Consider the following 25,185-nt stretch of genomic DNA (forward strand, 5'->3'; position numbering starts at 1 on the left):
CACCGTTCTCGGCATGACGTTGACCAGCCCGAAGGCCGCCGGAGCCGCGGACGCAGCCGGAGCCGCCGCCGCGGACGCCGCCACCGACACGCACTGCCCGTACTGCTCGCTGCAGTGCGGCATGCGGCTGGTGCCGGTCGAGCGGTCGTCGGCCGGGCGGCCGTCGGCTGATCCGTCGTCGGCTGAGCGGCCGTCGGCTCGCCGGTCGCCGGTCGAGCTGCTGGAGCGCCCGGACTTCCCGGTCAACCGGGGTGCGCTGTGCGGGAAGGGCCGCTCGGCGCCCGCCCTGCTGGACCGGGACCTCCGGCTGACCGGCCCGCTGCTGCGCGACCGGCCCGGCGCTCCGCTGCGCTCGGCGAGCTGGCCGGAGGCACTGGACCGGGTGGCCGCCGGGCTGGCCCGGACCCGGGCCGAGCACGGACCGGACGCGGTGGGCGTGTTCGGCGGCGGCGGCCTCACCAACGAGAAGGCCTATCTGCTGGGCAAGTTCGCCCGGGTGGTGCTGGGCACCGCCAACATCGACTACAACGGCCGGTTCTGCATGTCCTCGGCCGCCGCCGCGCACCGCCGGGCCTTCGGCCTGGACCGCGGACTGCCGTTCCCGCTCGCGGACATCCCGCACACCGGCTGCCTGATCCTGGTCGGCGGCAACCCGGCCGAGACGATGCCGCCCGCCGTCCGCTACTTCCGCGAACTGCGGGAGAACGGAGGCAGGTTGATCGTGGTCGACCCGCGCCGCACCCGCACCGCCGAGCTGGCCGACCTGCACCTGCAGCCCCGCCCCGGCGGGGACCTGGCGCTCGCCCTCGGCCTGCTCCACCTGGTGATCGCGGAGGGCCTGGTGGACCGCGCCTTCGTGGCGCAGCGCACCCGCGGCTTCGAGCAGGCCCGCGAGTCGGCGATGGCCCACTGGCCCGACCGGGTGGAGCGGATCACCGGTGTGCCGGCGCACCAACTCCGCGAGGCGGCAAGGATGTTCGGCCAGTCCGAGACCGGCATGGTGCTCACCGCGCGGGGGCCGGAGCAGCAGAGCAAGGGCACCGACACCGTCGGCGCCTGGATCAACCTGTGCCTGGCCACCGGCAAGGCCGGCCGCCCGTACAGCGGCTACGGCTGCCTGACCGGCCAGGGCAACGGTCAGGGCGGGCGCGAGCACGGCCAGAAGGCCGACCAACTGCCCGGCTACCGCTCGATCGAGGACCCGGCGGCGCGGGAGCACGTCGCGTCCGTGTGGGGCGTCCCGGCCGCGAGCCTGCCCGGCCCCGGCGTGTCGGCGTACGAGCTGCTGGACGGTCTCGGGCAGCCCGGCGGCGTCCGCACGCTGCTGCTGGCCGGCTCCAACCCGGCGGTCTCGGCGCCGAACGCCGGGCACGTCACCGAACGGCTGCGGGCACTGGACCTGCTGGTCGTCGCGGACGTGGTGCTCTCCGAGACGGCCCGGCTCGCCGACGTCGTGCTGCCGGTCACCCAGTGGGCCGAGGAGGACGGCACCACCACCAACCTGGAGGGCCGGGTGATCCTGCGCCGCCGCGCCCTCGACCCGCCCGAGGGGGTGCGCAGCGAGCTGTGGCTGCTGCGCGAACTCGCCGCCCGGCTGGGCGTCGCGGAGGGCTTCCCGGCCGAGGCCGAGCAGGTCTTCGCCGAACTGCGCCGCGCCTCGGCCGGCGGCGACGCCGACTACGCGGGCATCAGCTACCGGCGGATCGCCGCCGAGGACGGGGTGTTCTGGCCCTGCCCGACTCCGGGACACCCGGGCACCCCGCGGCTGTTCCTCGACCGCTTCGCAACCCCGGACGGTCGGGCCCGCTTCGCCGAGGTGACCCACCGCCCGGCCGGTGAGGAGCCGGACGAGGAGTACCCGCTGTTCCTGACCACCGGCCGGGTGCTCTCCCAGTACCAGAGCGGCGCCCAGACCCGCCGGGTCGCCAAGCTCAACGCGGCCGCCCCCGGCCCGTTCGTCGAGCTGCACCCGCGGCTGGCCGAGCGGCTCGGGATCGCGGACGGCGAGCCGGTCGCGGTCACCAGCCGGCGCGGCCGGGCCGTCGCCGCGGCGCGGATCACCGACGCCATCCGGCCGGACACCGTCTTCATGCCGTTCCACTGGGCCGGCCCCGGCCGGGCCAACAGCCTCACCAACCCGGCGCTGGACCCGGTCTCCCGGATGCCGGAGTTCAAGCTCTGCGCGGTGCGCGTCGAGCGGGCGGGGGCCGCCGGGAGCGGCCCGACGAAGGTCGAACGAACGGAGGTCGCCCGATGAGCCGCACACCCCCCACAGCCCCCGAGCCCTCGACGGGCCCCACGAGCGGCACGCGCCCTGCGCCCCCCAGGATCGCCGTCGTCGGCGGCGGCATGGCGGCCGCCCGCTTCGCCGAGCGCTACGGCGCCCTCGGCGGGCCCGGCACGGTCACCGTGTACGGCGCCGAGGTCCGCGCCCCGTACAACCGGGTGCTGCTCGCCGAGGTGCTGACCGGGCGCTACGACGCCGAGTCGATCGCCCTGCCGCTCGGCGGGGCGACGGCCCGGCCCGGCTGCGAGGTCGTCGCCCTCGACCCGGGCGCGCGCACCCTCGCTCTGGCCGACGGCACGGTGGAGCCCTGGGACGAACTGGTGCTGGCGACCGGCGCCAACCCGGTGCTCCCGCCCGTCCGCGGGCTGCGCCGCCCCGACGGGTACGGCCTGGTCGAGGGCGTGCACACGCTGCGCACCCTGGAGGACTGCTCCCGGCTGGCCGAGGAGGCCGTCGGCGCCAAGCGCGCGGTGGTGATCGGTGGCGGGGTGCTCGGGGTGAGCGCCGCCCGGGCGCTGGCCGCGCTCGGGGTGCGCACCGAAATCGTCCACCAGGCGCCGCATCTGATCGAGCGTCAGCTGGATCCCGAGGCGGCCGACGTGCTGCGGGAGCGGCTGCGGCTGCTCGGCGTCGACTGCTACACCGGCAACCGCGCCCGAGCCGTCCACGGCGGCGAGAAGGTCGGATCCGTGGAGCTGGCCAGCGGCTACCGGCTGGACTGCGACCTGGTGGTCCTCGCCTGCGGCACCCGTCCGCGCACCGCCCTGGCCCACGCCGCCGGACTTCCGGTCGGCACCGGGATCCTGGTGGACGACCGGCTGGCCGCCGCCCCGCACGTGTCCGCGATCGGCGACTGCGTCGAGCACCGCGGCACCGTCCACGGCCTGGCCGGCCCGGCCTGGGAGCAGGCCGACGTCCTCGCCCGCCGCCTCTCCGGCGCCGAACCGGACGCCCGCTACCCCGGCACCAGCCCGCGGGCCCGGCTCAGCACCGGCGACCTGGAGTACGCGGCCTTCGGCACCGTCGACGAGACCCTCGACCCCGGCCTGGACGTGCTGCGGCTCACCGACGCCACCCGCGGCAGCTACAAGAAGCTCGTCCTGCGCGACGACCGGCTGGTCGGCGCCATCCTGCTCGGCGACCTGGCCACCGTGGACGCCCTGGCCGGCGCCTTCGCCGACGGCGGCACGCTCGCCGGCCACCCCCTGCACCTGCTCACCCGAGGAACTGCCATGACTGGAGTAGCGCGATGACCCCTGACGACCGCGACCGCACTGTCCGGGACCTCGTCCTGGTCGGCCACGGCATGGTCGGCCAGCGCTTCCTGGAGGCCTGGACCGAGCAGCCGGCCGCGGCTGCCTGGCGGGTCACCGTGCTCGCCGAGGAGCCCCGGCCCGCCTACGACCGGGTCCACCTCAGTGCGCTGTTCTCCGGCAGCACCCCCGACGACCTCGGACTCTGCCCGGCCGGCTTCCCGGCCGAGCACGGCATCGACCTGCGGCTGGGCGACCCGGCCACCGCGATCGACCGCGAACGGCGGCTGGTGCACACCCGCTCCGGCTCCCGGGTCCACTACGACGTCCTCGTGCTGGCCACCGGCTCGGTGCCGTTCGTGCCGCCGGTGCCCGGCACCGACGCCCCCGGCTGCCACGTCTACCGGACCATCGAGGACGTCGACGCCATCCGCGCCGGGGCCTCGGCCGCCCGGACGGGCGTCGTCGTCGGCGGCGGGCTGCTCGGCCTGGAGGCGGCCGGCGCGCTGCGGGCCGGCGGACTGGACACCCACGTGGTGGAGTTCGCGCCCCGGCTGATGGCCGTCCAGGTCGACGACGGCGGCGGCGCGGCCCTGCGCCGCAAGATCGAGGAGCTCGGCGTCACCGTCCACACCAGCGCCGGCGCCAGTGGCGTCCTCACCGGCCCGGACGGCACGGTCCGCGGCCTCGCCCTCGCCGACGGGCGCGAACTGCCCGCCGAACTGGTGGTGTTCTCGGCCGGCGTGCGCGCCCGCGACCAGCTCGCCCGGGAGTGCGGACTGCCGGTCGGCGCGCGCGGCGGTGTGGTGGTCGACGCGCACTGCCGCACCGAGGACCCGGCGATCCTCGCCATCGGCGAGTGCGCCCAGGCCGTCGACGGCCGGGTCTACGGCCTGGTCGCCCCCGGCTACCAGATGGCCGAGACGGCGGCGCGCACCCTCGCGGAGCTGGAGGGCGAGGGCTTCACCGGCGCCGACACCTCGACCAAGCTCAAGCTGCTCGGCGTGGACGTCGCCAGCTTCGGCGACCCGCACGGCACCGCCGAAGGCGCCCTCGACGTGCTCTACAGCGACAGCCGCAGCGGCGTCTACCGCAAGCTCGTCATCGGCGCCGACGGGGCACTGCTCGGCGGCGTCCTGGTCGGCGACACCGAGGGCTACGGCACCCTGCGCCCGCTCGCCGTCGGCGGCAAGCCGCTCACCGTCGCCCCCGAACAGCTCGTCCTGCCCGCCGGGTTCGCCCCAGCCGGAGCGGTCGCGCTGCCCGACGAGGCGGTGCTCTGCTCCTGCCACAACGTCACCCAGGGCGCGGTGCGCGCCGCCGTCCGCGACCAGGGCTGCGACAGCGTCGCCGCGGTCAAGAAGTGCACCCGGGCCGGCACCGGCTGCGGCAGCTGCCTCAAGCAGCTCGGCACCGTCGTCACCGAGGAGCTGGAAGCCGCCGGGGTCAGCACCGTCAAGGGCCTGTGCGAGCACTTCGCCCACACCCGCGCCGAGCTGTACGAGATCGTCCGGGTCACCGGCGTGGCGGGCTTCTCCGAGCTGCTCGCCGAGCACGGCAGCGGCGGCGAGGGCTGCGAGATCTGCAAGCCGACCGTCGCCTCCATCCTCGCCAGCCTCGGCAACGGCCACATCCTGGACGGCGAGCAGGGCGCCCTGCAGGACTCCAACGACCACTTCCTCGCCAACCTGCAGCGCAACGGCTCGTACTCGGTCGTCCCCCGGGTGCCCGGCGGCGAGATCACCCCCGAGGGCCTGATCACGATCGGCGAGATCGCCCGCGACCACGGCCTCTACACCAAGATCACCGGCGGCCAGCGGATCGACATGTTCGGCGCGACGGTCGACCAACTGCCGCTCATCTGGCAGAAGTTGGTCGACGCCGGCTTCGAGTCCGGGCACGCCTACGGCAAGTCGCTGCGCACCGTGAAGTCCTGCGTCGGCGAGACCTGGTGCCGCTACGGCGTCCAGGACTCCACCGCCCTCGCCATCGAACTCGAACTGCGCTACCGGGGGCTGCGCTCCCCGCACAAGCTCAAGGCCGCCGTCTCCGGCTGCGCCCGCGAGTGCGCCGAGGCCCAGAGCAAGGACTTCGGCATCATCGCCACCTCGGCCGGCTGGAACCTCTACGTCGGCGGCAACGGCGGCATGACCCCGCGGCACGCCGACCTGCTCGCTGCCGACCTCGACCGCGAGACCCTCATCCGCACCATCGACCGCTACCTGATGTTCTACATCCGCACCGCCGACCGCCTGGAGCGCACCTCGGTCTGGCTGGAGCGGCTGGAAGGCGGCCTCGACCACCTGCGGGCCGTCGTCATCGACGACTCGCTCGGCATCGCCGCCGAACTCGACGACCTGATGGAGCGTCATATCGGCGGCTACCGCGACGAATGGGCCGAAACCCTCGCCGACCCCGAGCGGCTGCGTCGCTTCGCCTCCTTCGTCAACGCCCCCGGCACCCCCGACCCCGCCGTGACCTTCGTCCCCGAACGCGGCCAGATCCGCCCCGCCCGCCCCGGCGAGGCCGGCCGCACCCTCGACTCCCCGGTGCTCGTCGCCGGAACCCGACTGGAGGTGCTCACCCCGTGACCGTACAGATCCACGACGGCACCCGCTGGCAGACCGTCTGCGCCCTCACCGACCTGCAACCCGGCCGCGGCGTCGCGGTGTTGCTCCCGGAGGCCGGCCAGATCGCGCTCTTCCGGGACCGCGCCGGAACGCTCCACGCCGTCGACAACCTCGACCCGTTCAGCGGCGCGCCGGTCCTCTCCCGGGGCCTGCTCGGCAGCCGCGGCGACCGTCCGACACTCATCTCGCCGATGTACAAGCAGGTCTACGACCTGACCGACGGCCGCTGCCTGGACGAGGACACCGCCCCCGACGGCGCCCCCGCGGTGCTGCGGCGCTGGCCGGTGCGGGTGGCCGCGCCCGGAGGTGCGCAATGACGACCGTCCTCGACGCCAGAAAGCCCGCCCCGCTGGCGGGCTGGGACCCGGAGGACGAGGAGTTCTGGTCGCACACCGGCGCCCGGATCGCCCGCCGCAACCTGGTGTTCTCCGTGCTCTCCGAACACATCGGCTTCTCCGTGTGGAGCCTCTGGTCGGTCCTCGTCCTCTTCCTCGGCCCCGAGTACCACATCGACACCGCCGGGAAGTTCACCCTCACGGCCCTGCCGACCGCACTCGGCGCCCTGCTGCGCCTGCCGTACACCTTCGCCGTCGCCCGCTTCGGCGGGCGCAACTGGACGGTGGTCAGCGCCCTGCTGCTGCTCGTCCCCACCGCGCTCGCCGCCCTCGTGCTGGAACCAGGCGTCTCCTACGGGACCCTGCTGGCCGTCGCCTGCGTGGCCGGCGTCGGCGGCGGGAACTTCGCCTCCTCGATGGCCAACATCAACGCCTTCTACCCGCACCGGCTCAAGGGCTGGGCCCTCGGCATCAACGCGGGCGGCGGCAACCTCGGCGTACCCGCGGTCCAGCTGCTCGGGCTGCTGGTGCTGGCCACCGCCGGCGCCGCCCACCCCCGGCTGCTGCCGCTGCTCTACCTGCCGCTGATCGTGCTCGCGGCGGCGGGGGCGTGGTGGCGGATGGACAACCTGGCGACGAACTCCGCCGGCTCGTCCCGGGAGGGGCGGGCGCTGCGGGAAGTCGCCCGCGACCCGTACGGCTGGGCCGTCTCGGCGCTGTACATCGGGACGTTCGGCTCGTTCATCGGCTTCGGGTTCGCCTTCGGACAGGTGCTGCAGGTGCAGTTCCACGAACGGTTCGACACCCCGGTCAAGGCGGCCGCGCTCACCTTCCTCGGGCCGCTGCTGGGCTCGCTGCTGCGGCCGGTCGGCGGGCGGCTCGCCGACCGGTACGGCGGGGCGGTGGTCACGCTGTGCACCTTCCTCGCCATGGGGGCCGGGACCGGCGTGGTGCTGCTCGCCTCGCGGGCCGGCTCGCTGCCGCTGTTCCTCGCCGGGTTCATCGCGCTGTTCGTGCTCAGCGGCCTCGGCAACGGCTCGACGTACAAGATGATCCCGGCGCACTACCAGGCCGTCGCCCGGACTGCGGTCGCGGCCGGCGCCGACCCGGAGGCCGCCGAGGCCGACTCCCGGCGCCGCTCCGCCGCGCTGATCGGGCTCGCGGGGGCGATCGGCGCGTTCGGCGGAGTGCTGGTGAACCTGGCCTTCCGGCAGTCCTTCCTGGCCAGCCACAACGGCGACGCGGCGTACCTCGGGTTCCTCGGGGCGTACGTGCTCTGCTCGGTGCTGACCTGGGCGGTCTGGCTCCGGCGGCGGTGACCAGGGGCGGGCGCCGGCGGTGGGACCGGCCCGCGGGCCGGGCCGCCGGGCCCGGCCGCAGGGGTGGGCCGTTGGTATGACGACCGCCCGGCCTCGACGCGCGGCGCCCCGGCCGGGCGGTTAGCGTCAGCCGCAACACGTCCTCACCACAGGGAGGTTGCAGTGCAACGGTGGATCATCCTGGCGGTCGTCACCACGGCCCTCGCCGGCCTCGCCGCACCCGCCCAGGCCGACGACCCGGTCCCCGCCACCACCGTCGTCAGCCTCGGCGACGCCAAGATCGACCCGAAACTGCCCGGCCGCGTCCGGGTCGACGTCGACTACCTCTGCTCGGTCGGCACCGAGGCCCGCTCGCTCACCGTCTCCGTCGAGCAGAAGGACCCGCAGGACTCCTCCTCGATCGCCTTCGGCTCCAGCCGGACGGCCGAGGCGGACGTGGTCTGCGACGGGACGCAGCAGCAACGGCAGATCGTCGTCCAGTCCAAGACCTTCAACTGGATCCCCGACGTCGACGCCGTGCTCACCGCCACCGTCTCCAACATCGGCGCCACCCCGCCGGCCGCGGCGGACGCCAAGCGGGTCACGCTCACCACCGCGCCGGCCGCCCCCAGCGCCACCACGAGCTGAGCCGGGATTGCCCTACGCTCGTGCCCTGCACACGGGGAGGGGCACGAGCGGTGGTCGACAGCTCGAACACGATGAACGGCACCGTGCACGGGGACGCCGTCCAAGTCGGGTACATCGGAAACGTGTACCTGGACGGACGGCGTCCGCCGGCCGTCGCCGACGGGGACGACCCCTGGGTGCACGGCGCCGCCGACTCCCGGGCCTGGCACCACGTCCGGGCCGACCGGGACGCCGAACCGTACCGGCGGGCGGCGCTCGCAGCCGTCCGCCGACTCGCCCGCCTGCGCGACTCGGCCCACCTCGCGGACGACCCCTGGCAGGACCCCGGGATCGCGGTCCGCTTCGCCGCACGCGTCGGCTGGCTGCTCGGCGACGAGCCGCTCGACCTCTACCCGGCCGAGGCGGCGCTGCTCGCCGTACTCCCGTTCCTCTACCGGGTCCGCTCCCTGCGCCTCGCCGCCGCCCGGGCAACCGTGCGGCCGACCGACCTGCAGGCGTCGGGCGGGCCCCACGGCGACCGGGCGGCGTACGAGCAGTTCATCGAGTCCCACGACCTGCTCACCCACCGCGCCCGCACCCGGCCCGACTCGGCCGCGCCGCTCGGCTGGTGGCTCTACCACCGCTGGCTCGACCAGCACGAGGACCTCGCCGACCCCGACGGCGTCCGCGAACTCCTCGACGCGCTGCCGGTGCTCGCCGAACTCGGTGAGACCTTCTCGCCCAAGCGGGTCTGCGCCCTCCTGCACGGCCTCCGCCGAGGACCCGACGTCACCAACCGCGACTACCTCGCCGGCCTCAGCGCCGACGACCACCTGCGGGCCCCCGGCGAACAGCACGTCCGCGAGCCGCGGCTGGCCCTGCTGCTGGCCCTCGCCTACGGCACCGCCATCGAGACCACCGCCCTGCCCGACATCGTCGCCGAACACCTCGGCATCCCGCACGAGGTCGACCTCCCCGCCCTGCGCCGGACCCTGGACGAGGCGGTGTGGGGCGGGTCCTACGACCTGCCCGTGCTGCGCGCCGAATGCCACCACGAAGCCGTGGTCGAAGGCCTGCGCGAGTACACGGCCAGGGCCGACGAACTCCTCCACGCCGTCCGCCGCGTGCTGGTGGACCACCCGCTGCCCACCCGCCTCACCTCCGACGAAGCCGCCCCCGCCGGCGGCGCGTTCACCGGCTGGGCGAGGTTCCGGCTGGACGAACGGCGGGTTCGCAGCCTGCTGATGGGCGTCGAGCTCTACCGCGACCGGGACCTCGCCGTCCGCGAGCTCTACCAGAACGCCCTCGACGCCTGCCGCTACCGCCGCGCGCGCACCGAATACCTGGACCGCACCAACACCCTGGGCGCCAGCTTCAGCTACGAAGGCCGCATCGAGTTCCGCCAGGGCGTGGACGAGGAGGGCCGCGCCTACCTGGAATGCCAGGACAACGGTGTCGGCATGGGTGAGGCGGAGTTGAGGGGCGTCTTCTCCAACGCAGGCGCCCGCTTCGCGGAGCAACTGGACTTCAAACTCGAACGCGCCGAGTGGCGAAAGGCCGACCCACCCGTCGAGCTGTACCCCAACAGCCGCTTCGGCATCGGCGTGCTGAGCTACTTCATGCTCGCGGACGAGATCCGGGTGACCACCTGCCGCATGGACGCCACCGGCCGACGGGGCCCCCTCCTGGAGGTCTCCATCCACGGCCCCGGCCACCTCTTCCGGATCGTCGAGCGCGAGGACACCTGCCGGAAGCCCGGCACCACCGTCCGGCTGTTCCTGCGCGACGACATCGGGCTGGCGGAGTCCTGGTCGGCCGTCGACGTCCTCGAACGCCTGCTGGGAATCGCGGAGTTCCCGACCAGCGCGGCGCACGGCGAGTACGAGGCGACCTGGGAAGCAGGAGTGTTCAGGCCCCGGTCAGCCGCCTCGAACGAGCCGTTCGGCCTTGACGCGGGAGGTGTCATGGTGCCATGGCAGACCGCTCCGGACGGCGCACACGTCGTGTGGTGCGAACAGGGTGGGGCGCTGTTGGCGGACGGCCTGTTGGTGGAGCCAGATGTGAGGCGGGGGGTCTTCTCGTCACGGCGTAGCAGCCTCGTCGGTGCCGTGGTCAACCTCTCCGGTCGGTTGGCCCCGGCGAAGCTCTCGGTGGACCGCTGTCGGGTGATTCACGACGTGTCGGCCCTTGTCGGAGTCCTGTTAGCCGAAGGGGCCGGTTCTCTGGTTCGATCCGATGCGGGGTTGCTCGGAATGGAGTGGATCGCTCGGATTACTGACGAGAGTGTCCAACTGGCCGATCTGGTGGCGTCCGAGGCGGTCCGGCAGGGCCTCTGTGTCGAGTCCTCCGGCGTGACCTACGACCTCGGAGCGGCCGGGTGCTTCCCCGCTGACACGGAGGTCCTCGGATACTTGGGGATCGGACGTGAGCTGGAGGTGGCGGGAAGGAGCACAAGGGGAACCGCGCCGCCTGACCACGTGGTGCTGTGGCGGTTGATGGCCCACGGCAGGGCGGACCGACTGGAATCGTTGGGGGACCTGGTTCCGGAGATTCTCGGGAGCGGAGCCGTGAGGTCAGCGCGGCCCTCTGACCTGGTGGTCCTGTTCGCCCGTGAATCGCGCGGAGTGGGGACGTGGAGGTCTTCCGCTGCCGGAGGCTGGTTGCACCAGGTGGCCACAGAGTTGGGGATCAGTCAGGACCGGTTGGCCGAACGCGCGGCCCGGCTCGGCCTCGGCCGCGTCGACGGAGGAGACCCGCCACCCCGTGGCGACGGGGCCGACGGTCCACCGGTCACTGCTGTCGATCTGCTCAAGGTCAGTCAGCTCCTCCTCGCCTCCCTGGAACAGGCTGCCGGGGCCCTGGCCCGCAGCGGCAGGATGGTTCCCGACGACGTGGTCAGCGCGGCTGTGGCCATGATGGCGGATCCCGTGTTCCTCCACGACTTCACCAGCCCCTACTTGGCCAGAGGCGTGTTCGAGGTCGACGGTGGGGTCGCGCCGGGGCATCTCGCGAAGGCGAGCCTGGAGTTGGGGATGTCGGTCACGAAGGTCTGTGAGGCATTTGCCGCACACGGAATCGACGCGGACGCGACCGGGCTGCCGGTGTTCCCTTCGCTCACGGACGTGATGATGCTCAGCGTGTATCTCACCGGGTCGAGGCCCTGGCTCAGCCGCTCGGGAGTAGCTCCTGCGGCCTACGTGCTGGAGGCGGTGGCGAGCACCTCCATGGACGTGGCGGAAGTCCTCAAGCGTCTGGCGGCGGTGGGGATTCCGGCTCCTCCCCTTCCCGACGACGTCAAAGCCGATGACGTGGAGTTGTTCCGGGGGCCTAGCGGTCGGATCCGACCGGTGAAGAGCATTTCCTACGATCTGCTCTTCGGTGTCGTGGGACGCGGTGCGTTCACGCTGAGGGGGGCCATCGAGCGGTATCGGGCCTATGGGTTCCCGATTGTCATGGAGGCGCCGGAAGAGCCGACCCTCCTGGACCTCCAGCTGTTCTTCGGACACGGCCCCATGAAGTGGCCCCGGGCGGACGTCGGCAGCGTCGTTCCGTTCGCCAGCGTGATCAAGGCGGCCGGCGCGCTGGGCCGGCAGCCCGATGAGCTCTCGTGTCACCTCAGGTCCCGCGGGATTCCGGTGTCGTGTGAGGCGTTGCCAGCCGGGATCGGGTTGGCTCAGGCCGAGGAAGTCCTGCGGGCGCTTGAGCCGAACTCCCGTGACGCGAACGTCTCCCTGGCGAGGCTCCTGCGGGAGGCGCATCGGCTCGGAAGGTCCCTCCACGAGATCCACGAGTGGCTCCGGGGATGGGGCGTGACCGACCGGGACCTCGCCGAGACGATCCGCGCGGCCCTGGCGCGGGTGCCGATGGCGGACCCCTCGTAGGTGTGAATCCGCCGGTGAGCGGGACTGCTACGATGCGCCCCCTTGTTCTACAGTTCTGTAGAACATCACGACCGGTGAACGGGGACGCGACATGCACAAGCCGCTTCGGCTGCCGCAGCAGGATCGGGCGGACTTCGAGACGGCGCTCGGGCGGGCGCTCGCCGCGCCGCAGGTGCGGGAGGCGTTGCGGGGTGTCGAGGGTGGCGCGCGCGGGGTGGAGTCGCTGCGGCGGGCGGCGCGGGAGGACGCGGAGTTCGTGCTGGCCGCGGCGGCGCCGGAGTACGAGCGGTACGCGGCCCTGCGGGCGAGTGCGGACGCGGTGGTGCGGCTGCCTGCGGACGAGCCGGAGCGGGAGCGGGCGTCGGGGTGGTGGGGGGTGCTGGGGGTGGTGGTGCCGGTCATCTCCGGGGCGGCGGCGGTGATCTTCCTGCTGCTGGGCTTCGCGCTGGGCCTGGTCGAGGACCTGGACGTACTGGCGCACGCGCTGGTGGAGGCCGGGTGGGTCGCGGCCGGGGTGGCGGCGGTGAGTCTGCTGGTCGGCGGGCTGGGGCTGCTGGGTGCGGCGGCCCGGTCGGGGGAGGCGGCGGGCGAGGAGCCGGACGGGGCGGGGGAGTTGCTGCGGGCGCGGGAGGCCTGGCGGGCGGCGCTGGTGGAGCGCGGGCTGGTGCCGTACCTGGTGGTGCAGGCGAACGGGGCGCCGGGTCAGGGGCGTTGATCGAGTTCCGGTGAGCGGGCGGCGTCGGCCAGGAGGTGGGCGGCGTCGAGCGGGACGTCGAGCCGGCGGGCGATCCAGGGGGCCGGGCGGCCGGAGCGGGCGAGCATCCAGGCGGAGTAGAGGCGGTCGAGCCGGGGGGCGTTCTCGGCGAGCAGCAGGGGGCGGACGGCTTCCATGGGGAAGCCTTCCAGGGCGCGGGCGCTGTACTCGTGACCGTCGGGGCCTGCCGGCGGCAGGGGGAGCGGGCGACGGGCGTCGAGCCACCGGGTGAGGAGTACGGCGCCGACCATGAGGAGGCCGGTGCCGGAGGCGCCGATCAGGATGCCGCCGATGACGGGGCGCTCGTCCTCCTCGGCCATGCCCAGGGCGATCTCCTCCAGGACGAGCAGGCCGAGCACGGTGAGCAGCGCCGCGGCTTCGCGGGGGCGCGGACGGAGCCGGGACGTCGACATGCGGAACCTCTTCCTCGGCGGGGTGACCGGGGCCTTCGGGCGGGCGCGGCGATTCACCTCCCGTACAACGGCGGTGGGCGGTCCGGGGCACGCGGTGAGGAGCCTGGTGGTGAAGCGTGGGCGCGTGGAGTTGACGTGGCGTCAAGAAAGGTTCAAGCGCTGTCGGTTGATGGCACTCGGACCCGAGAGCGGCTCCGTCCAAGCATGGCCTGAGCATGTCAAGTTCGACGCTGTTGTCGAACCCGTGGCATCCGGCCGTGCGACAGGACGTCGAGCCGTTGCGGCCCCGCATACGAGTGCTGCGCCCCGCACACGAGCGCTGCGCCCCCACGCGGGGCGTGGGGGCGCAGCGGGGGCCGGGGGCCGGAGCCTCAGCGGGCCAGGAGTGGCAGCGGTGCGCCGGTGCGGGCGGGGAGTTCCAGGCGGGTGAGCAGCGCGGACGGCGAGACCTCGACGACCCGGCAGCCGGCCCGGTGGCGGCAGTGGCGGGTGACCGAGCCGTGCCGCAGGCGGTCGAAGCGGCGGCGGGTGGCGGCGCCGAGGACGAGCAGGTCGTCGGGGCCGGTGACGGCGCCGACCAGGGCGCGCCCGGGGTCGGCGTCGACCACCAGTGGGCGGATGACCAGGCCGGACGGGTAGCCGCCGTAGGCCTGTTCGAAGGCGACGTCGAGGCGGCGGCGGGCGGCGTGCTCCAGTTCGGACCGCGGGCGCAGCGCGTCCCGCTCGCCGGCCGTCCACGCGGCGACGGGCACCAGCACCGCCCCGTGCCGGGCCGCCTCGCCGACGGCGTGGTAGAGGGCGGCCAGACTGCTCAGGGATCCGCTCAGGCCGACGATCACTCGGGTGGTCCCGGTCATGGCCGTTCGCCTCCGTCTCTCCGGATTCGCTCCGGTGGTCTGTCCGGTGGGTTGTCCGGTGGTCCGTCCCGTCCGTCCGACCGGTGGGTGGGTCCGGTTCGCGGGCCCCGCGGTCCGTTCCGTGGTCCGTTCCGTGGCCGGGTCCGGTGGGTGCGTCCGGAGGGTGGGTCCCGTGGGGTTCGCCGGTTCGGTTCTCCTCGCTGCGGATGCCTCCAGTGAACCCCGGAACCGGCCCGTCCGCACCGGCGCTGACACCACCATGACGCCGGTCGTACGCATCTTGACGGCCCGCTGACGGGGGCCCGCTGACAGGTGGCCCGCTGACGGGTGCGCCTGCCGGTGGTGCTCAGCCGAGCCCGGGCACGAACTGGATCACCAGGTCGATGGCCTTGATGCCGAGGAAGGGCAGGATCAGGCCGCCCAGCCCGTACACGCGAAGGTTGCGGCGGAGCAGGTCGGTGGCGGAGGCGGGCTGGTAGCGGACGCCGCGCAGTGCGAGCGGGATCAGCGCGACGATGATCAGGGCGTTGAAGATGATCGCGGAGGCGATCGCCGAGGTGGGGCTGTGCAGTTCCATGATGTTGAGGTGGTGCAGCCCGGGGTAGGCGTTCGCGAACATCGCGGGGATGATCGCGAAGAACTTGGCGACGTCGTTGGTGATCGAGAAGGTCGTCAACGCGCCGCGGGTGATGAGGAGTTGTTTGCCGACCCGGATGATGTCGATCAGCTTGGCCGGGTTGGAGTCGAGGTCGACCATGTTGCCGGCCTCCTTGGCGGCCGGGGTGCCGGAGTTCATGGCGACGCCGACGTCGGCCTGGGCGAGGGCCGGGGCGTCGTTGGTGCCGTCGCCGGTCATTGCGACCATGTTCCCGGCGGCCTGTTCGCGTCGCAGGTGGGCGAGCTTGTCCTCCGGGGTGGCCTCGGCGAGGAAGTCGTCCACGCCGGCCTCCTCCGCGATCGCCCTGGCGGTCAGCGGGTTGTCGCCGGTGACCATGACCGTGCGGATGCCCATCCGGCGCAGTTCGGCGAAGCGTTCGGCGATGCCCTCCTTCACCACGTCCTTGAGCTCGACCACGCCGAGTGCGCGGGCGCCGTGCCGGTCATGGACGGCGACCAGCAGCGGGGTGCCGCCGGCTTCGGCGATCCGGTCGACCAGCGGCTCGGCCTCGATCGGCAGCCGTCCGCCGGAGTCGACGACCCAGCGGGCGACGGCGCTCGCGGCGCCCTTGCGGATCAGGCAGGTGGTGCCGTCGGGCCAGTGCAGGTCGACGCCGCTCATCCGGCTGTGCGCGGTGAACGGGACGGGCTGCTGCTCGCCGAGTTCGCCGGGGGAGCGGGGTGGCACCCAGTACTGGCGGTTCGTCAGTTCGACCAGCGAGCGCCCCTCCGGCGTTCCGTCCGCGACCGAGGCCAACTGGGCGGCTTCGGCGAGCTGGGTGGTGGTGGCGCCGGGCAGGGGGTGCAGGGCGACGGCCCGGCGGTTGCCGTGGGTGATGGTGCCGGTCTTGTCGAGCAGCAGGACGTCGACGTCCCCGGCGGCCTCCACCGCCCGGCCGGACAGGGCGACCACGTTGCGCTGCACCAGGCGGTCCATCCCGGCGATGCCGATCGCCGAGAGCAGGGCGCCGATCGTGGTCGGGATCAGCGCGACCATCAACGCGACCAGCACGATGGTGGTCTGGGGCGCGTTCGCGTAGATGGCCATCGGCTGGAGCGAGACCACGGACAGCAGGAAGACGATGGTGAGCGAGGCGAGCAGGATGTTGAGCGCGATCTCGTTCGGGGTCTTCTGCCGGTTCGCGCCCTCCACCAGGGAGATCATCCGGTCGACGAAGCTCTGCCCGGGCCGGGAGGTGACCCGGACGACGAGGTGGTCCGAGAGCACCTTCGTGCCGCCGGTGACGCCGGTGCGGTCGCCGCCGGACTCCCGGACGACGGGTGCGGACTCCCCGGTGATCGCCGATTCGTCGACGGTGGCGATGCCCTCGACGACTTCGCCGTCCTGCGGGATCACCTCGCCGGCCGCCACCAGCACGATGTCGTGCAGCAGCAACTGCTCGGCGAGGATGACCTCGTGGCGATGGTCGCGGGTGCCGACCCGCCAGTGCAGCAGCCGTCGGGCGGTGGTGCCCGCCTGCGCGCGGCGCAGCGAGTCGGCCTGCGCCTTGCCGCGGCTCTCGGCGACGGCCTCGGCGAGGTTGGCGAACAGCACGGTCAGCCAGAGCCAGAACGAGATCACCCAGGCGAAGACGCCGGGATGGACGACGGCGCTGATGGTGGTGAGCGCCGAGCCGGTCTCGACCACCAGCATCACCGGGTTGCGCGCCATGACGCGCGGGTGCAGCTTGCGGACGGCTGCGGGCAGCGCCTCGGCGAGCTGCTGCCGGGTGATGAGCCGGCGGCGGCCGCTCCGGGCGTCGGGCGGCCGGTGGCTCGGGTGCTGCGGAGCTTGCACGGGTGCACGCTCCCGGCGGCGGGACCGGTTCCGCTGGTCGGTGGTGGTGTCCGGGGTGGTGAGGGCCGAACGGCGCATCGTCTCGGGGGACCTTCCGGGCCGCCCGGTCGGGTGGGCGGCGGTTCGGGGATCGGCGGGGACGGCGGACAGCCCACCACCGCCGGTCCGCGCGCCATGCCGCTCTTGACGCAGGCTTGGCGGCGGGGATGCCGTCCTTGACGGCTCCCTGACACCGGGGCTGCGGCCCTGTCAGGGGAACGTCAAGGTCGGTGGTGGCGGCGTAGGCCATTCGTCAAGGACGGCTGCGGTCGGTGTGCGGAGGGTCTCCACTGGAGGTGAACGAGGTGCGGCCCGCGACCGGGGCGGGCTCCACGCCTGCCACCGCGGGACTGGCCGCACGACCCACCGGCGCGGGACGAACCGCACGACCCACCACCGAGAGGACCCGCCATGACCACCGCCACCCTCCTCATCGACGTCGACCGGCCGCTGGAGCGCACCGTCCGCCCGGTGCCCGCCGCCGGGCGCCAGGACCGGCCCGAGCCGCCGGATCCGGCCCCGGCGGACGAGCGCGACCGCATGCGCACCCGCCCGGCGCACTGCCGCTTCGCGATGCACTACGAGGACTGACCGGCCGCCACCCCGACCCATCCCGTCCCAGGAGCACTCCCCATGACCCAGCTCATCGCTCGTGCTGCGGCCGGCTCTCGCGCCGCCGACGCTCCCGCCACCGGTGCTCCCGTCACCGGCGGTCCTGCAGCCGACGCTCCCGCCGCCTGCGCTCCCGCCACCGGTGCCCCCGCCACCGACGGTTCCGCCGTCGACCTGCTCGGCGGCCCCTGGCCGGCCTCGGCGCGGCCCGGCCGGGGAGCCGACGTGCTGGTCGGCGGGGTCGGGCTGGCCGAGGCCGCCGAGCGGTTCGGCACCCCGCTGTACGTGCTGGACGAGGGCGAGGTGCGGGCCAGGGCGCGGGCGTACCGGCGGGCGCTGCCGCACGCCGAGGTGCTGTACGCGGCCAAGGCCTTCCTGTGCAGCGCGATGGTCGACTGGGTGGCCGACGAGGGCCTGGGCCTGGACGTCTGCTCGTCCGGCGAGCTGTGGCTTGCGGTCTCGGCGGGCTTCCCGCCGCAGCGGATCCTGCTGCACGGCAACGCGAAGTCGCCGGAGGAGCTCCGGTCGGCCCGGCGGCTGCGGGTGGGGCGGATCGTCATCGACGGGCCGGCCGAGATCGCCCGGCTCGCCGCGCTGGTGGCGGCCGACACCCCGCAGAAGGTGCTGGTCCGGGTCGTCCCGGGGATCGCGGCCGGGCACCATGCGGCGGTGCGGACGGGGGTCGGCGGGCAGAAGTTCGGCTTCCCGGTCGAGGGCGGCGACGCGGCCGACGCGGTGGCCCGGGTGCTCGACCAGCCGGGGCTCGAACTCGCCGGTCTGCACTGCCACCTGGGGTCGCAGATCACCGAGGTGGAGCCGTACCTGCGGGCGGTCGACGCGCTGGTGGGCCTGCTGGCGGAGGTCCGCGACCGGCACGGCGTGGAGCTGCCCGAGCTGGACCTCGGCGGCGGCCACGGCATCAGGTACCTGCCGGGGGACGCGGAGCTGGACCTCGCCGAGTTCGCGGTGCGGGTGACCGACCGGGTGGCGGTGCGCTGCGCGGAGGCCGGGCTGGACGTGCCCCGGCTGGTGGTGGAGCCGGGTCGTGCGCTGGCCGGCCCGGCCGCGGTGGCGGTGTACCGGGTGCTGTCGGTGAAGCGCGTCGCGGACGGCCGCTGGTTCGTCGCGGTGGACGGCGGGATGAGCGACAACCCGCGCCCGGCGCTGTACGGATCGCCGTACAGCGTGCGCCTGGTGGGCCGCCGCCCGGAGGCGGGCACGGCCCGGGTGGACGTGGTGGGGCGCCACTGCGAGGCGGGGGACGTGCTGGTGCGCGACGCGGTGCTGCCCGCCGACGTGCGGCCGGGGGACCTGCTGGCCGTCCCGGCGGCCGGGGCGTACCAGCTGTCGATGGCTTCCGGTTACAACCTGGTCGGCCGCCCGGCGGTCGCCGCGGTGCGGGACGGCCGGGCGCGGCTGCTGATCCGGCGGGAGACGGTCGAGGACTTCCGGGCCCGTGAGGTGGGGCGGTAGCTCCACCGGGCGGGGCACCGAGCGGCTGATAACGGAACGGTTGCGGAGCCCGTCCTTCCCGTGCGCACCTCTTGACGGCGCGGGGAGGGCGGGCGTTTGCTGTGTCCCGCTCGTTGGAACCCGTTTGGTTCTGGTTCGTTTTGTGTGTTTGAACGTTCAAAACACCCCGGATGCCTCACGATGCCGGGCGAGCGCGCCATCTCCCCCTCCTCCTGCCTTCCAGTGCCGCCCCACCGAGAGGAATGCAATGTCACACCTTTCCCGACGCGACCTGTTCCGGGCCTCCGGAGCGGGCCTGCTGGCCCTCACCGCCGGCGGCACCCTCGCGGCCTGCGGAGGCTCCGGCTCGGGCGGCGCCTCGGGCGGGGACGCCGACAGCGGCACCGTCACCGTCTGGTCCTGGGCCACCGCCGCCGAGGCACTGCGCGGCGTCGTCCCGGCCTTCGAGAAGGACAACCCCGGGATCAAGGTCGACGTCCAGGACATCGGCGAACCCGCCATCTGGGACAAGATCACCGTCGGCATGGCAGCCGGCGGCCAGGGCCTCGGCGACGTCCTGCACATCGGCTGCGACTACCTGCCCGGGTACCTGGAGAAGTTCCCCGGCGGCCTCGCCGACCTCTCCGCGTTCGGCGCCGACGCCCACAAGGACAAGTTCGCCAAGGGCCTGTGGCCGGTCGTCACCGGCAAGGACGGCCACGCCTACGCCCTGCCCTGGGAGGTCAACCCCCTCGGCTTCTTCTACCGCAAGGACTACTTCGACAAGGCGGGCATCGACCCCGAAGCCCTCGCCACCTGGGACGACCTGGTCGCCGTCGCCGACCGCTTCAAGGCCGCCAACCCCGGCGTCTCCCTGATCGGTCTCAACAAGGCCGCCAACCCCAGCCCCGACCTCGACTTCCTGCAGTCCCTGATGCAGCTCCAGGGCGCCTTCTACTTCGACCTCCAGGGGAAGATCACGCTCGGCTCGGCCGAGGACGTCCGCGCCCTGACCACCGTCAAGCACCTGGAGGACGCCGGACTGATCGCCGACGCCCCCGGCGACCAGGGCTGGGGCAACCTGATGAAGGCCGGCAAGATCGCCGTCGCCCCGATGCCCGCCTGGGCCGCGCACTACCTGGAGAAGAAGTTCGCCGACCAGGGCGGCAACTGGCGGCTCGCCAAGCCCCCGGCCGTCACCGCCGGCGGCAAGCGCACCGCGCTGGTCAACTCCACCCACCTCGCCGTCGCCGCCTCCAGCCCGCGCCGCCGCGCCGCCTGGAAGTTCGTCGAGTACGCGCTCACCCGCACCGCCTCGGTGAACAGCATGTTCACCGCCGGCGGCGTCTTCCCGGCCCTCACCGAGGCGTACGCCGACCCGATGTACGCCAAGCCCAGCGCCTTCTACGGCGACCAGCCCGTCCTGAAGACCTTCACCGAACTGGCCCTCGACGGCGGCGGTTCCACCAACTACTCCGGTGACTACGCCCGCGCCCTCAAGCTCGTCAGCGACGCGCAGACGAAGGTCTTCCTCAAGGGCGGCGACCCGGCCGCCGTCCTCCAGGACGCCGCCAAGCAGCTCGCCCAGCAGACCGGACGCAGCATCGCATGACCACCACCACCCGACCCGTCGCACTGAGCGAGCCGGTGGCGGAAACGGCCGCCGCGCGGACCCGCCGCAGGGCCCGGGCCCGCCGCAGGGCCGTGCCCTACCTCCTGCTCGCCCCAGCTCTGATCACCTTCGGCGTGTTCAAGGCCTACCCGGTCGTCGACTCGCTGCTGCTGTCCTTCACCACCGGCTCGGGTGCCGCCAGCCACGGCGCCGGCCTCGCCAACTACCAGCGCCTGCTGAACGATCCGCTGTTCTGGACGGCCCTGCGCAACACCGCCGAGATCCTCGTCGTCCAGGTCCCGCTGATGCTCGGGCTGGCCCTGCTGATGGCCGTCGGCATCAACTCGGCGCTGGTGCGCTGGCGGGCCGTGTGGCGGCTCGGCGTCTTCATGCCCTCCGTCACCGGTCTGGTCGCCACCGGCGTGATCTTCGCCTTCCTGCTCAACACCGACGACGGCGCGGTCAACTGGGTGCTGGACGCCGTCGGCCTGCCCGCCGTCGACTGGCTGGGCGATCCCTTCTGGGCCCGGATGTCCGTCGTCCTCGTGCTGACCTGGCACTACACCGGCTACAACGCCGTCATCTACCTGGCCGGCCTGCAGGGCATCCCCAAGGAGCTGTACGAGGCCGCGATGGTCGACGGCGCCGGGCCGGTCCGCCGCTTCACCGCCATCACCGTGCCCGCACTGCGCCCGGTGCTGCTGTTCACCGTCGTCCTGTCCACCATCGGCACGCTCCAGCTCTTCGACGAGCCCTACGTGCTGACCGGCGGCGGCCCGGACAACGCCACCCTCACCGTCTCCATGTACCTGTACCAGAACGGCTTCCGGTACTTCGACTTCGGCTACGCCTCCGCCATCGCCTACGCGCTCACCCTGCTGGTGTCGGTGCTCGGCGCGGTCCAGATGCGCCTGATGGGAGAGCGCGACCAGTGAACCTGAAAAGACTGCGGGGCTGGCCGCTGACTTTCGCCCTCGCGGCCGTCACCGGACTGTCCGTCGGACCCTTCTACTGGCTGGTGGTCGCCTCCACCCGCAAGGACACCGAGATCTTCGACTGGCCGCCGAAACTGCTGCCCGGCGGCCACCTGGGCGAGAACCTCGACCACCTCCAGGCCAAGATCGGCCTGCTCCGGGTGGTCGGCAACTCCCTCCTGGTCGCCGGGGTCCAGACGCTCGGCGCGCTCGTCATCGCGCTGCTGGCCGGCTACGCCTTCGCCAAGTTCCGCTTCCGCGGCCGGACTGTGCTGTTCGCGCTCCTGTTCTCCACCCTCGTGGTGCCCGAACAGGTCATGCTGGTACCGCTGTTCAAGATGATGATGAACTTCGGCCTGCTGGACACCTACCAGGCGCTGATCCTGCCCGGCCTCTGCGTGCCCTTCGCCATCTTCCTGATGCGGCAGTCGCTGACCAGCCTGCCGGACGAACTCCTGGACGCCGCCCGGGTCGACGGAGCCGGCGAGTTCCGGGTGTTGTGGAGCGTGGTCGTGCCGGTCATGCGACCGGTGCTGGCAGCCCTGTCCATCTTCCTGTTCCTGGGCTCCTGGAACCAGTTCGTGTGGCCCCTGGTGGCGCTGCGCAGCCCCGGGATGCAGACCCTGCCGGTGGCCCTCGCGACCCTGCACGGCAACAAGAGCAACACCGACTACGGCGCGATCCTCTCCGGCACCGCGCTCTCCACCCTGCCGATGATGGTCCTCTTCCTGGTCCTCCAGCGGCAGTTCATCTCCGGCCTGCTGGCCGGCGCCACGAAGGGATGACGACCGTGACCGACATCTGGGAGCCGCACGCCCCCGCCGCCGCCGGCGGCCTGCGCCCGCTGCACGCCCAGGGCCTGGACCTGCGGGTCAGCGGCGCGGCCACGGCCCGGGAGATCGCCGACGGGGTGCTGGAGGTGAGCGCCGAGGGCGAGGGCGACGTCCGGATCGAGTGGCGGGTGCCCTGCGTGGACGCCACCGCGCTGTGGACGCCCGAACCGCACGGCACCGGCCGGCTGCCCGCCGCCTGGAGCGCTCCGCGGCGCACCGGGCTGACCCGCGGCGCGCCGATCGCCGCGCTCGTCGGCACCGGGGATGTCGCGCTGTGCGCCTTCGCCGCCGGACGCCCCGACGTGCTGGCCGGGGCCGGCGTGGTCGAGGAGAGCGGCGAGTTCCGGTTCTGGGCCCGGGCCACCGACCGGCTCACCGTCCGGATCGACACCTCGCGCCGGCACTACGCCCGCAGCCTGGCCGAACTCGCCGCCTGGTGGGGCGCCGACCACAAGGCCGACATCCCCGAGGCCGCCCGCCGCCCCGCGTACTCCACCTGGTACTCGATGCACCAGGACGTCTCGCCCGAGGGCGTCGAGACGCAGGCCGCGCTCGGCAAGGAACTCGGCCTGGACGTGATCATCGTGGACGACGGCTGGATGACCGCCGACCGCACCCGCGGCTACGCCCACTGCGGCGACTGGGAGCCCGTCTCGCTGCCCGACACCGCCGCCCACGTGCGGCGCGTCCACGACCTCGGCGTGCGCTACCTGCTCTGGTACGCCCTGCCGTTCATCGGCAAGGACAGCGCCGCGTACCAGCGGATCGGCCGCCACGCGCTCGCCGACGCCGCCCACATGGGCGCGGTCGTCGCCGACCCGCGCTACCCCGAGGTCCGCGCCTTCCTCACCGACCGGCTCGCCCGCGCGGTCGAGGAGTGGGGCATGGACGGCCTCAAGGTCGACTTCGTCGACTGGTTCGCCCGGGACGCCGACGGCGCCCCGCCGGCCGGCCCCGAGGCGGACTGCGCGAGCGTGGACGAGGGCGTCGAGCGGCTGCTCGCCGGGATCCGCCGCCGGATCACCGCCGCGAACCCCGACGCCATGATCGAGCACCGCCAGCCGTACGTCAGCCCGGGCCTGTGGCCGTACGTCACCATGATCCGCGCCACCGACTGCCCGCTCAGCCCGCAGGAGAACCGGCAGCGGACCATCGACGTGCGGCTCGCCGCCGGGCCCGTCCCCGTCCACGCCGACATGCTGATGTGGCACCCGGCCGAACCGCCGGAGCAGGTCGCCTGCCACCTGATCAACGTGCTGTTCTCCGTCCCGCAGATCTCCGTCGACCTCACCGCGCAGAGCGACGGGCAGCGCGAGGCGATCGCCTTCTGGCTCGGCGTGTTCCGCGCGCACACCGCGACCCTCCAACTCGGCGAACTGCTCCCGGCCCGCCCCGACCTCGGCTACCCGATGGTCACCGCGCGCGGCGCCGACACCGTCGCCGTCGCCCGCTACGCCGCGCTGCCGGTGGACGCCTCCGGCGGCTGGCACACCCTGCTGGTGGCCAACGCCGACACCGACCCGGACGTCCGGCTCACCGGCGGCAGCGGGACGGCCACGATGACGGTGCAGGACGCCCGGGGGCGTATCGTCCGGCAGGGCGAGGTCGAGCTGTACCGCGCGGAACCGATCCCCGTGCCGCGCGGCGGACTGCTGACCCTGCGCCGCAGCTGACCAAGCCCGGAGCCACAGCCGACCACGCCTGGAGGAGACCGGATGCCCGAGGGACCGCAGCGACCGCGCCGCGGCGCCACCACGATCGAGGAGGTCGCCCGCGCGGCCGGGGTCTCCCGGCAGACCGTCTCCAACGCGCTCAACGCCCCGCACAGGGTCCGCCCGGAAACCCTCGACCGGGTCACCACCGCGATCCGCGAACTCGGCTACCAGCCCGACCAGTCGGCGCGTTCGCTGCGCAGCGGCGCCCGGCGCACCCTCGGCTACCTCGCCCCGGTGGACGACCCGCTCGACCCCAACCCGCTGATGGCCGGCTTCCTGGAGGCGCTGGTCGACGCGGCCGGGACCGAGGGGCAGCGGGTGCTGCTGTTCCGGCCCGCCCCGCCGGCCGGGGACCCGGTGGCCGCGATCGACGAACTGGTGGCGGCCCGTCAGGTGGACGGACTGGTCCTGGCGGACGTGCTGGTCGGGGACACCCGGATCGCGCACGTCGCGCGGCTCGGCGTCCCCTTCGTCAGCTTCGGCCGCACCGGCCCGGGGGAGCCGCAGCACTGGGTGGACATCGCCAACGACGCGGCGATGGCGCAGGTGGTGCGGCACCTCGCGGCGCTGGGCCACCGCCGGATCGGCTACCTCGGGGTCGACGAGCAGCTGCCCTGGATGGCGGCCCGGCGGGCGGGCTTCCTCGCGGAGGCCCGCCGGCTGGGCCTGTCCGCGGTGGCGCTCCCCGGGGCGGCGCGGGCGGCGCGGGCGGCGGGGGAGGCGCGGGCGGCGGCCGCGGCGCCTTCCGCGGTCGCCGCCGTCCGGGCGCTGCTGGGCGGGCCCGACCGGCCCACCGCCGTCGCGGCCGGCAGTGACCTGCTGGCGCTGGACGTGTACGAGGCGGTCCGGGCGGAGGGGCTGGTGGTCGGGCCCGGCGGCGTGGCCGTCACCGGCTTCCACGACACGCCGCTCTGCCGCCACCTCCACCCCGCCCTGACCTCCGTCCGGCTGCCGCTGCGCGCGATCGCCACGGCGCTGGTCGGCCGGCTGCTGGGCCGGGTGCGGGGGGAGGCGGTACCGGCGGCGGGCCTGGAGCTGCCCACCGAGCTGGTGGTGCGGGGGAGCAGCGCGTGACGGGGGGACGACCGGCGCCCGTCTGACGCCCGGGCCGGTCCGCCCGGGCCGGTCCGCCCGAAGCCGTTCAGCCGCGCTCGTTCG

Annotated in this window: 18 protein-coding genes; 15 read left to right on the forward strand and 3 right to left on the reverse strand. The window is 73.8% G+C overall.

Features of this window, described 5'->3' with window-relative positions:
• The first annotated feature begins 13 nt into the window (after positions 1 to 13).
• The 8 genes from ACZ7KX_RS00170 (at position 14) to ACZ7KX_RS00205 (ending at position 13,026) form a co-directional block, all read left to right on the forward strand.
• Positions 14 to 2,257, forward strand: a complete 2,244-nt coding sequence (locus tag ACZ7KX_RS00170; protein ID WP_470324474.1) for a molybdopterin oxidoreductase family protein — start codon at positions 14 to 16, stop codon at positions 2,255 to 2,257.
• Positions 2,254 to 3,540, forward strand: coding sequence for an NAD(P)/FAD-dependent oxidoreductase (locus ACZ7KX_RS00175; RefSeq protein ID WP_470324475.1), 1,287 nt, complete (start codon positions 2,254 to 2,256; stop codon positions 3,538 to 3,540). Before ACZ7KX_RS00170 ends, ACZ7KX_RS00175 begins: the two co-directional genes overlap by 4 nt.
• Positions 3,537 to 6,131: a nitrite reductase large subunit NirB gene (gene nirB, locus ACZ7KX_RS00180; protein WP_470324476.1), complete on the forward strand. Its 2,595-nt coding sequence runs from the start codon at positions 3,537 to 3,539 to the stop codon at positions 6,129 to 6,131. The genes ACZ7KX_RS00175 and nirB overlap by 4 nt, the downstream gene beginning before the upstream one ends.
• Positions 6,128 to 6,487, forward strand: coding sequence for a nitrite reductase small subunit NirD (gene nirD / locus ACZ7KX_RS00185; RefSeq protein WP_470324477.1), 360 nt, complete (start codon positions 6,128 to 6,130; stop codon positions 6,485 to 6,487). Before nirB ends, nirD begins: the two co-directional genes overlap by 4 nt.
• A complete protein-coding gene (locus ACZ7KX_RS00190) occupies positions 6,484 to 7,824 on the forward strand; it encodes a nitrate/nitrite transporter (protein WP_470324478.1) in 1,341 nt (446 codons plus the stop codon). Before nirD ends, ACZ7KX_RS00190 begins: the two co-directional genes overlap by 4 nt.
• Positions 7,825 to 7,986: 162 nt before the next feature.
• Positions 7,987 to 8,451: a hypothetical protein gene (locus ACZ7KX_RS00195; protein ID WP_350521114.1), complete on the forward strand. Its 465-nt coding sequence runs from the start codon at positions 7,987 to 7,989 to the stop codon at positions 8,449 to 8,451.
• Positions 8,452 to 8,501: 50 nt separating this feature from the next.
• Positions 8,502 to 12,311, forward strand: a complete 3,810-nt coding sequence (locus tag ACZ7KX_RS00200) for an HD domain-containing protein (protein ID WP_470324479.1) — start codon at positions 8,502 to 8,504, stop codon at positions 12,309 to 12,311.
• Positions 12,312 to 12,402: 91 nt separating this feature from the next.
• A complete protein-coding gene (locus tag ACZ7KX_RS00205; RefSeq protein WP_470324480.1) occupies positions 12,403 to 13,026 on the forward strand; it encodes a hypothetical protein in 624 nt (207 codons plus the stop codon).
• Here the strand turns inward: ACZ7KX_RS00205 and ACZ7KX_RS00210 are convergent.
• The 3 genes from ACZ7KX_RS00210 to kdpB form a co-directional block, all read right to left on the reverse strand.
• Positions 13,014 to 13,478 (reverse strand): hypothetical protein, encoded by a 465-nt coding sequence (locus ACZ7KX_RS00210; RefSeq protein WP_470324481.1) that lies wholly within the window; start codon positions 13,476 to 13,478, stop codon positions 13,014 to 13,016. The two genes, ACZ7KX_RS00205 and ACZ7KX_RS00210, sit on opposite strands and share 13 nt — an antisense overlap.
• Positions 13,479 to 13,849: 371 nt before the next feature.
• Positions 13,850 to 14,335, reverse strand: a complete 486-nt coding sequence (locus tag ACZ7KX_RS00215; protein WP_470324482.1) for a universal stress protein — start codon at positions 14,333 to 14,335, stop codon at positions 13,850 to 13,852.
• A 346-nt stretch (positions 14,336 to 14,681) separates the two neighbouring features.
• Positions 14,682 to 16,868: a potassium-transporting ATPase subunit KdpB gene (kdpB, locus tag ACZ7KX_RS00220; RefSeq protein WP_470324483.1), complete on the reverse strand. Its 2,187-nt coding sequence runs from the start codon at positions 16,866 to 16,868 to the stop codon at positions 14,682 to 14,684.
• A 372-nt stretch (positions 16,869 to 17,240) separates the two neighbouring features.
• Between kdpB and ACZ7KX_RS00225 the strand changes: the two genes are divergently transcribed.
• From ACZ7KX_RS00225 to ACZ7KX_RS00255, 7 genes are all read left to right on the forward strand, one after another.
• Positions 17,241 to 17,420: a hypothetical protein gene (locus ACZ7KX_RS00225; RefSeq protein WP_470324484.1), complete on the forward strand. Its 180-nt coding sequence runs from the start codon at positions 17,241 to 17,243 to the stop codon at positions 17,418 to 17,420.
• Between the two features lie 42 nt (positions 17,421 to 17,462).
• Complete coding sequence (lysA, locus tag ACZ7KX_RS00230; RefSeq protein ID WP_470324485.1) at positions 17,463 to 18,914, forward strand: diaminopimelate decarboxylase; 1,452 nt, start codon at positions 17,463 to 17,465, stop codon at positions 18,912 to 18,914.
• A 247-nt stretch (positions 18,915 to 19,161) separates the two neighbouring features.
• Positions 19,162 to 20,505, forward strand: coding sequence for an ABC transporter substrate-binding protein (locus tag ACZ7KX_RS00235; RefSeq protein ID WP_470324486.1), 1,344 nt, complete (start codon positions 19,162 to 19,164; stop codon positions 20,503 to 20,505).
• A complete protein-coding gene (locus tag ACZ7KX_RS00240) occupies positions 20,502 to 21,440 on the forward strand; it encodes a carbohydrate ABC transporter permease (RefSeq protein WP_470324487.1) in 939 nt (312 codons plus the stop codon). Before ACZ7KX_RS00235 ends, ACZ7KX_RS00240 begins: the two co-directional genes overlap by 4 nt.
• The gene (locus ACZ7KX_RS00245) at positions 21,437 to 22,264 is read left to right on the forward strand and encodes a carbohydrate ABC transporter permease (RefSeq protein ID WP_470324488.1); all 828 of its coding nucleotides are present in this window, start codon (positions 21,437 to 21,439) and stop codon (positions 22,262 to 22,264) included. The genes ACZ7KX_RS00240 and ACZ7KX_RS00245 overlap by 4 nt, the downstream gene beginning before the upstream one ends.
• Positions 22,261 to 23,985 (forward strand): glycoside hydrolase family 36 protein, encoded by a 1,725-nt coding sequence (locus ACZ7KX_RS00250; protein WP_470324489.1) that lies wholly within the window; start codon positions 22,261 to 22,263, stop codon positions 23,983 to 23,985. The genes ACZ7KX_RS00245 and ACZ7KX_RS00250 overlap by 4 nt, the downstream gene beginning before the upstream one ends.
• A 42-nt stretch (positions 23,986 to 24,027) precedes the next feature.
• The gene (locus tag ACZ7KX_RS00255; RefSeq protein ID WP_470324490.1) at positions 24,028 to 25,101 is read left to right on the forward strand and encodes a LacI family DNA-binding transcriptional regulator; all 1,074 of its coding nucleotides are present in this window, start codon (positions 24,028 to 24,030) and stop codon (positions 25,099 to 25,101) included.
• Positions 25,102 to 25,185 lie beyond the last annotated feature (84 nt).

Source organism: Kitasatospora sp. NPDC038210, assembly GCF_055600605.1.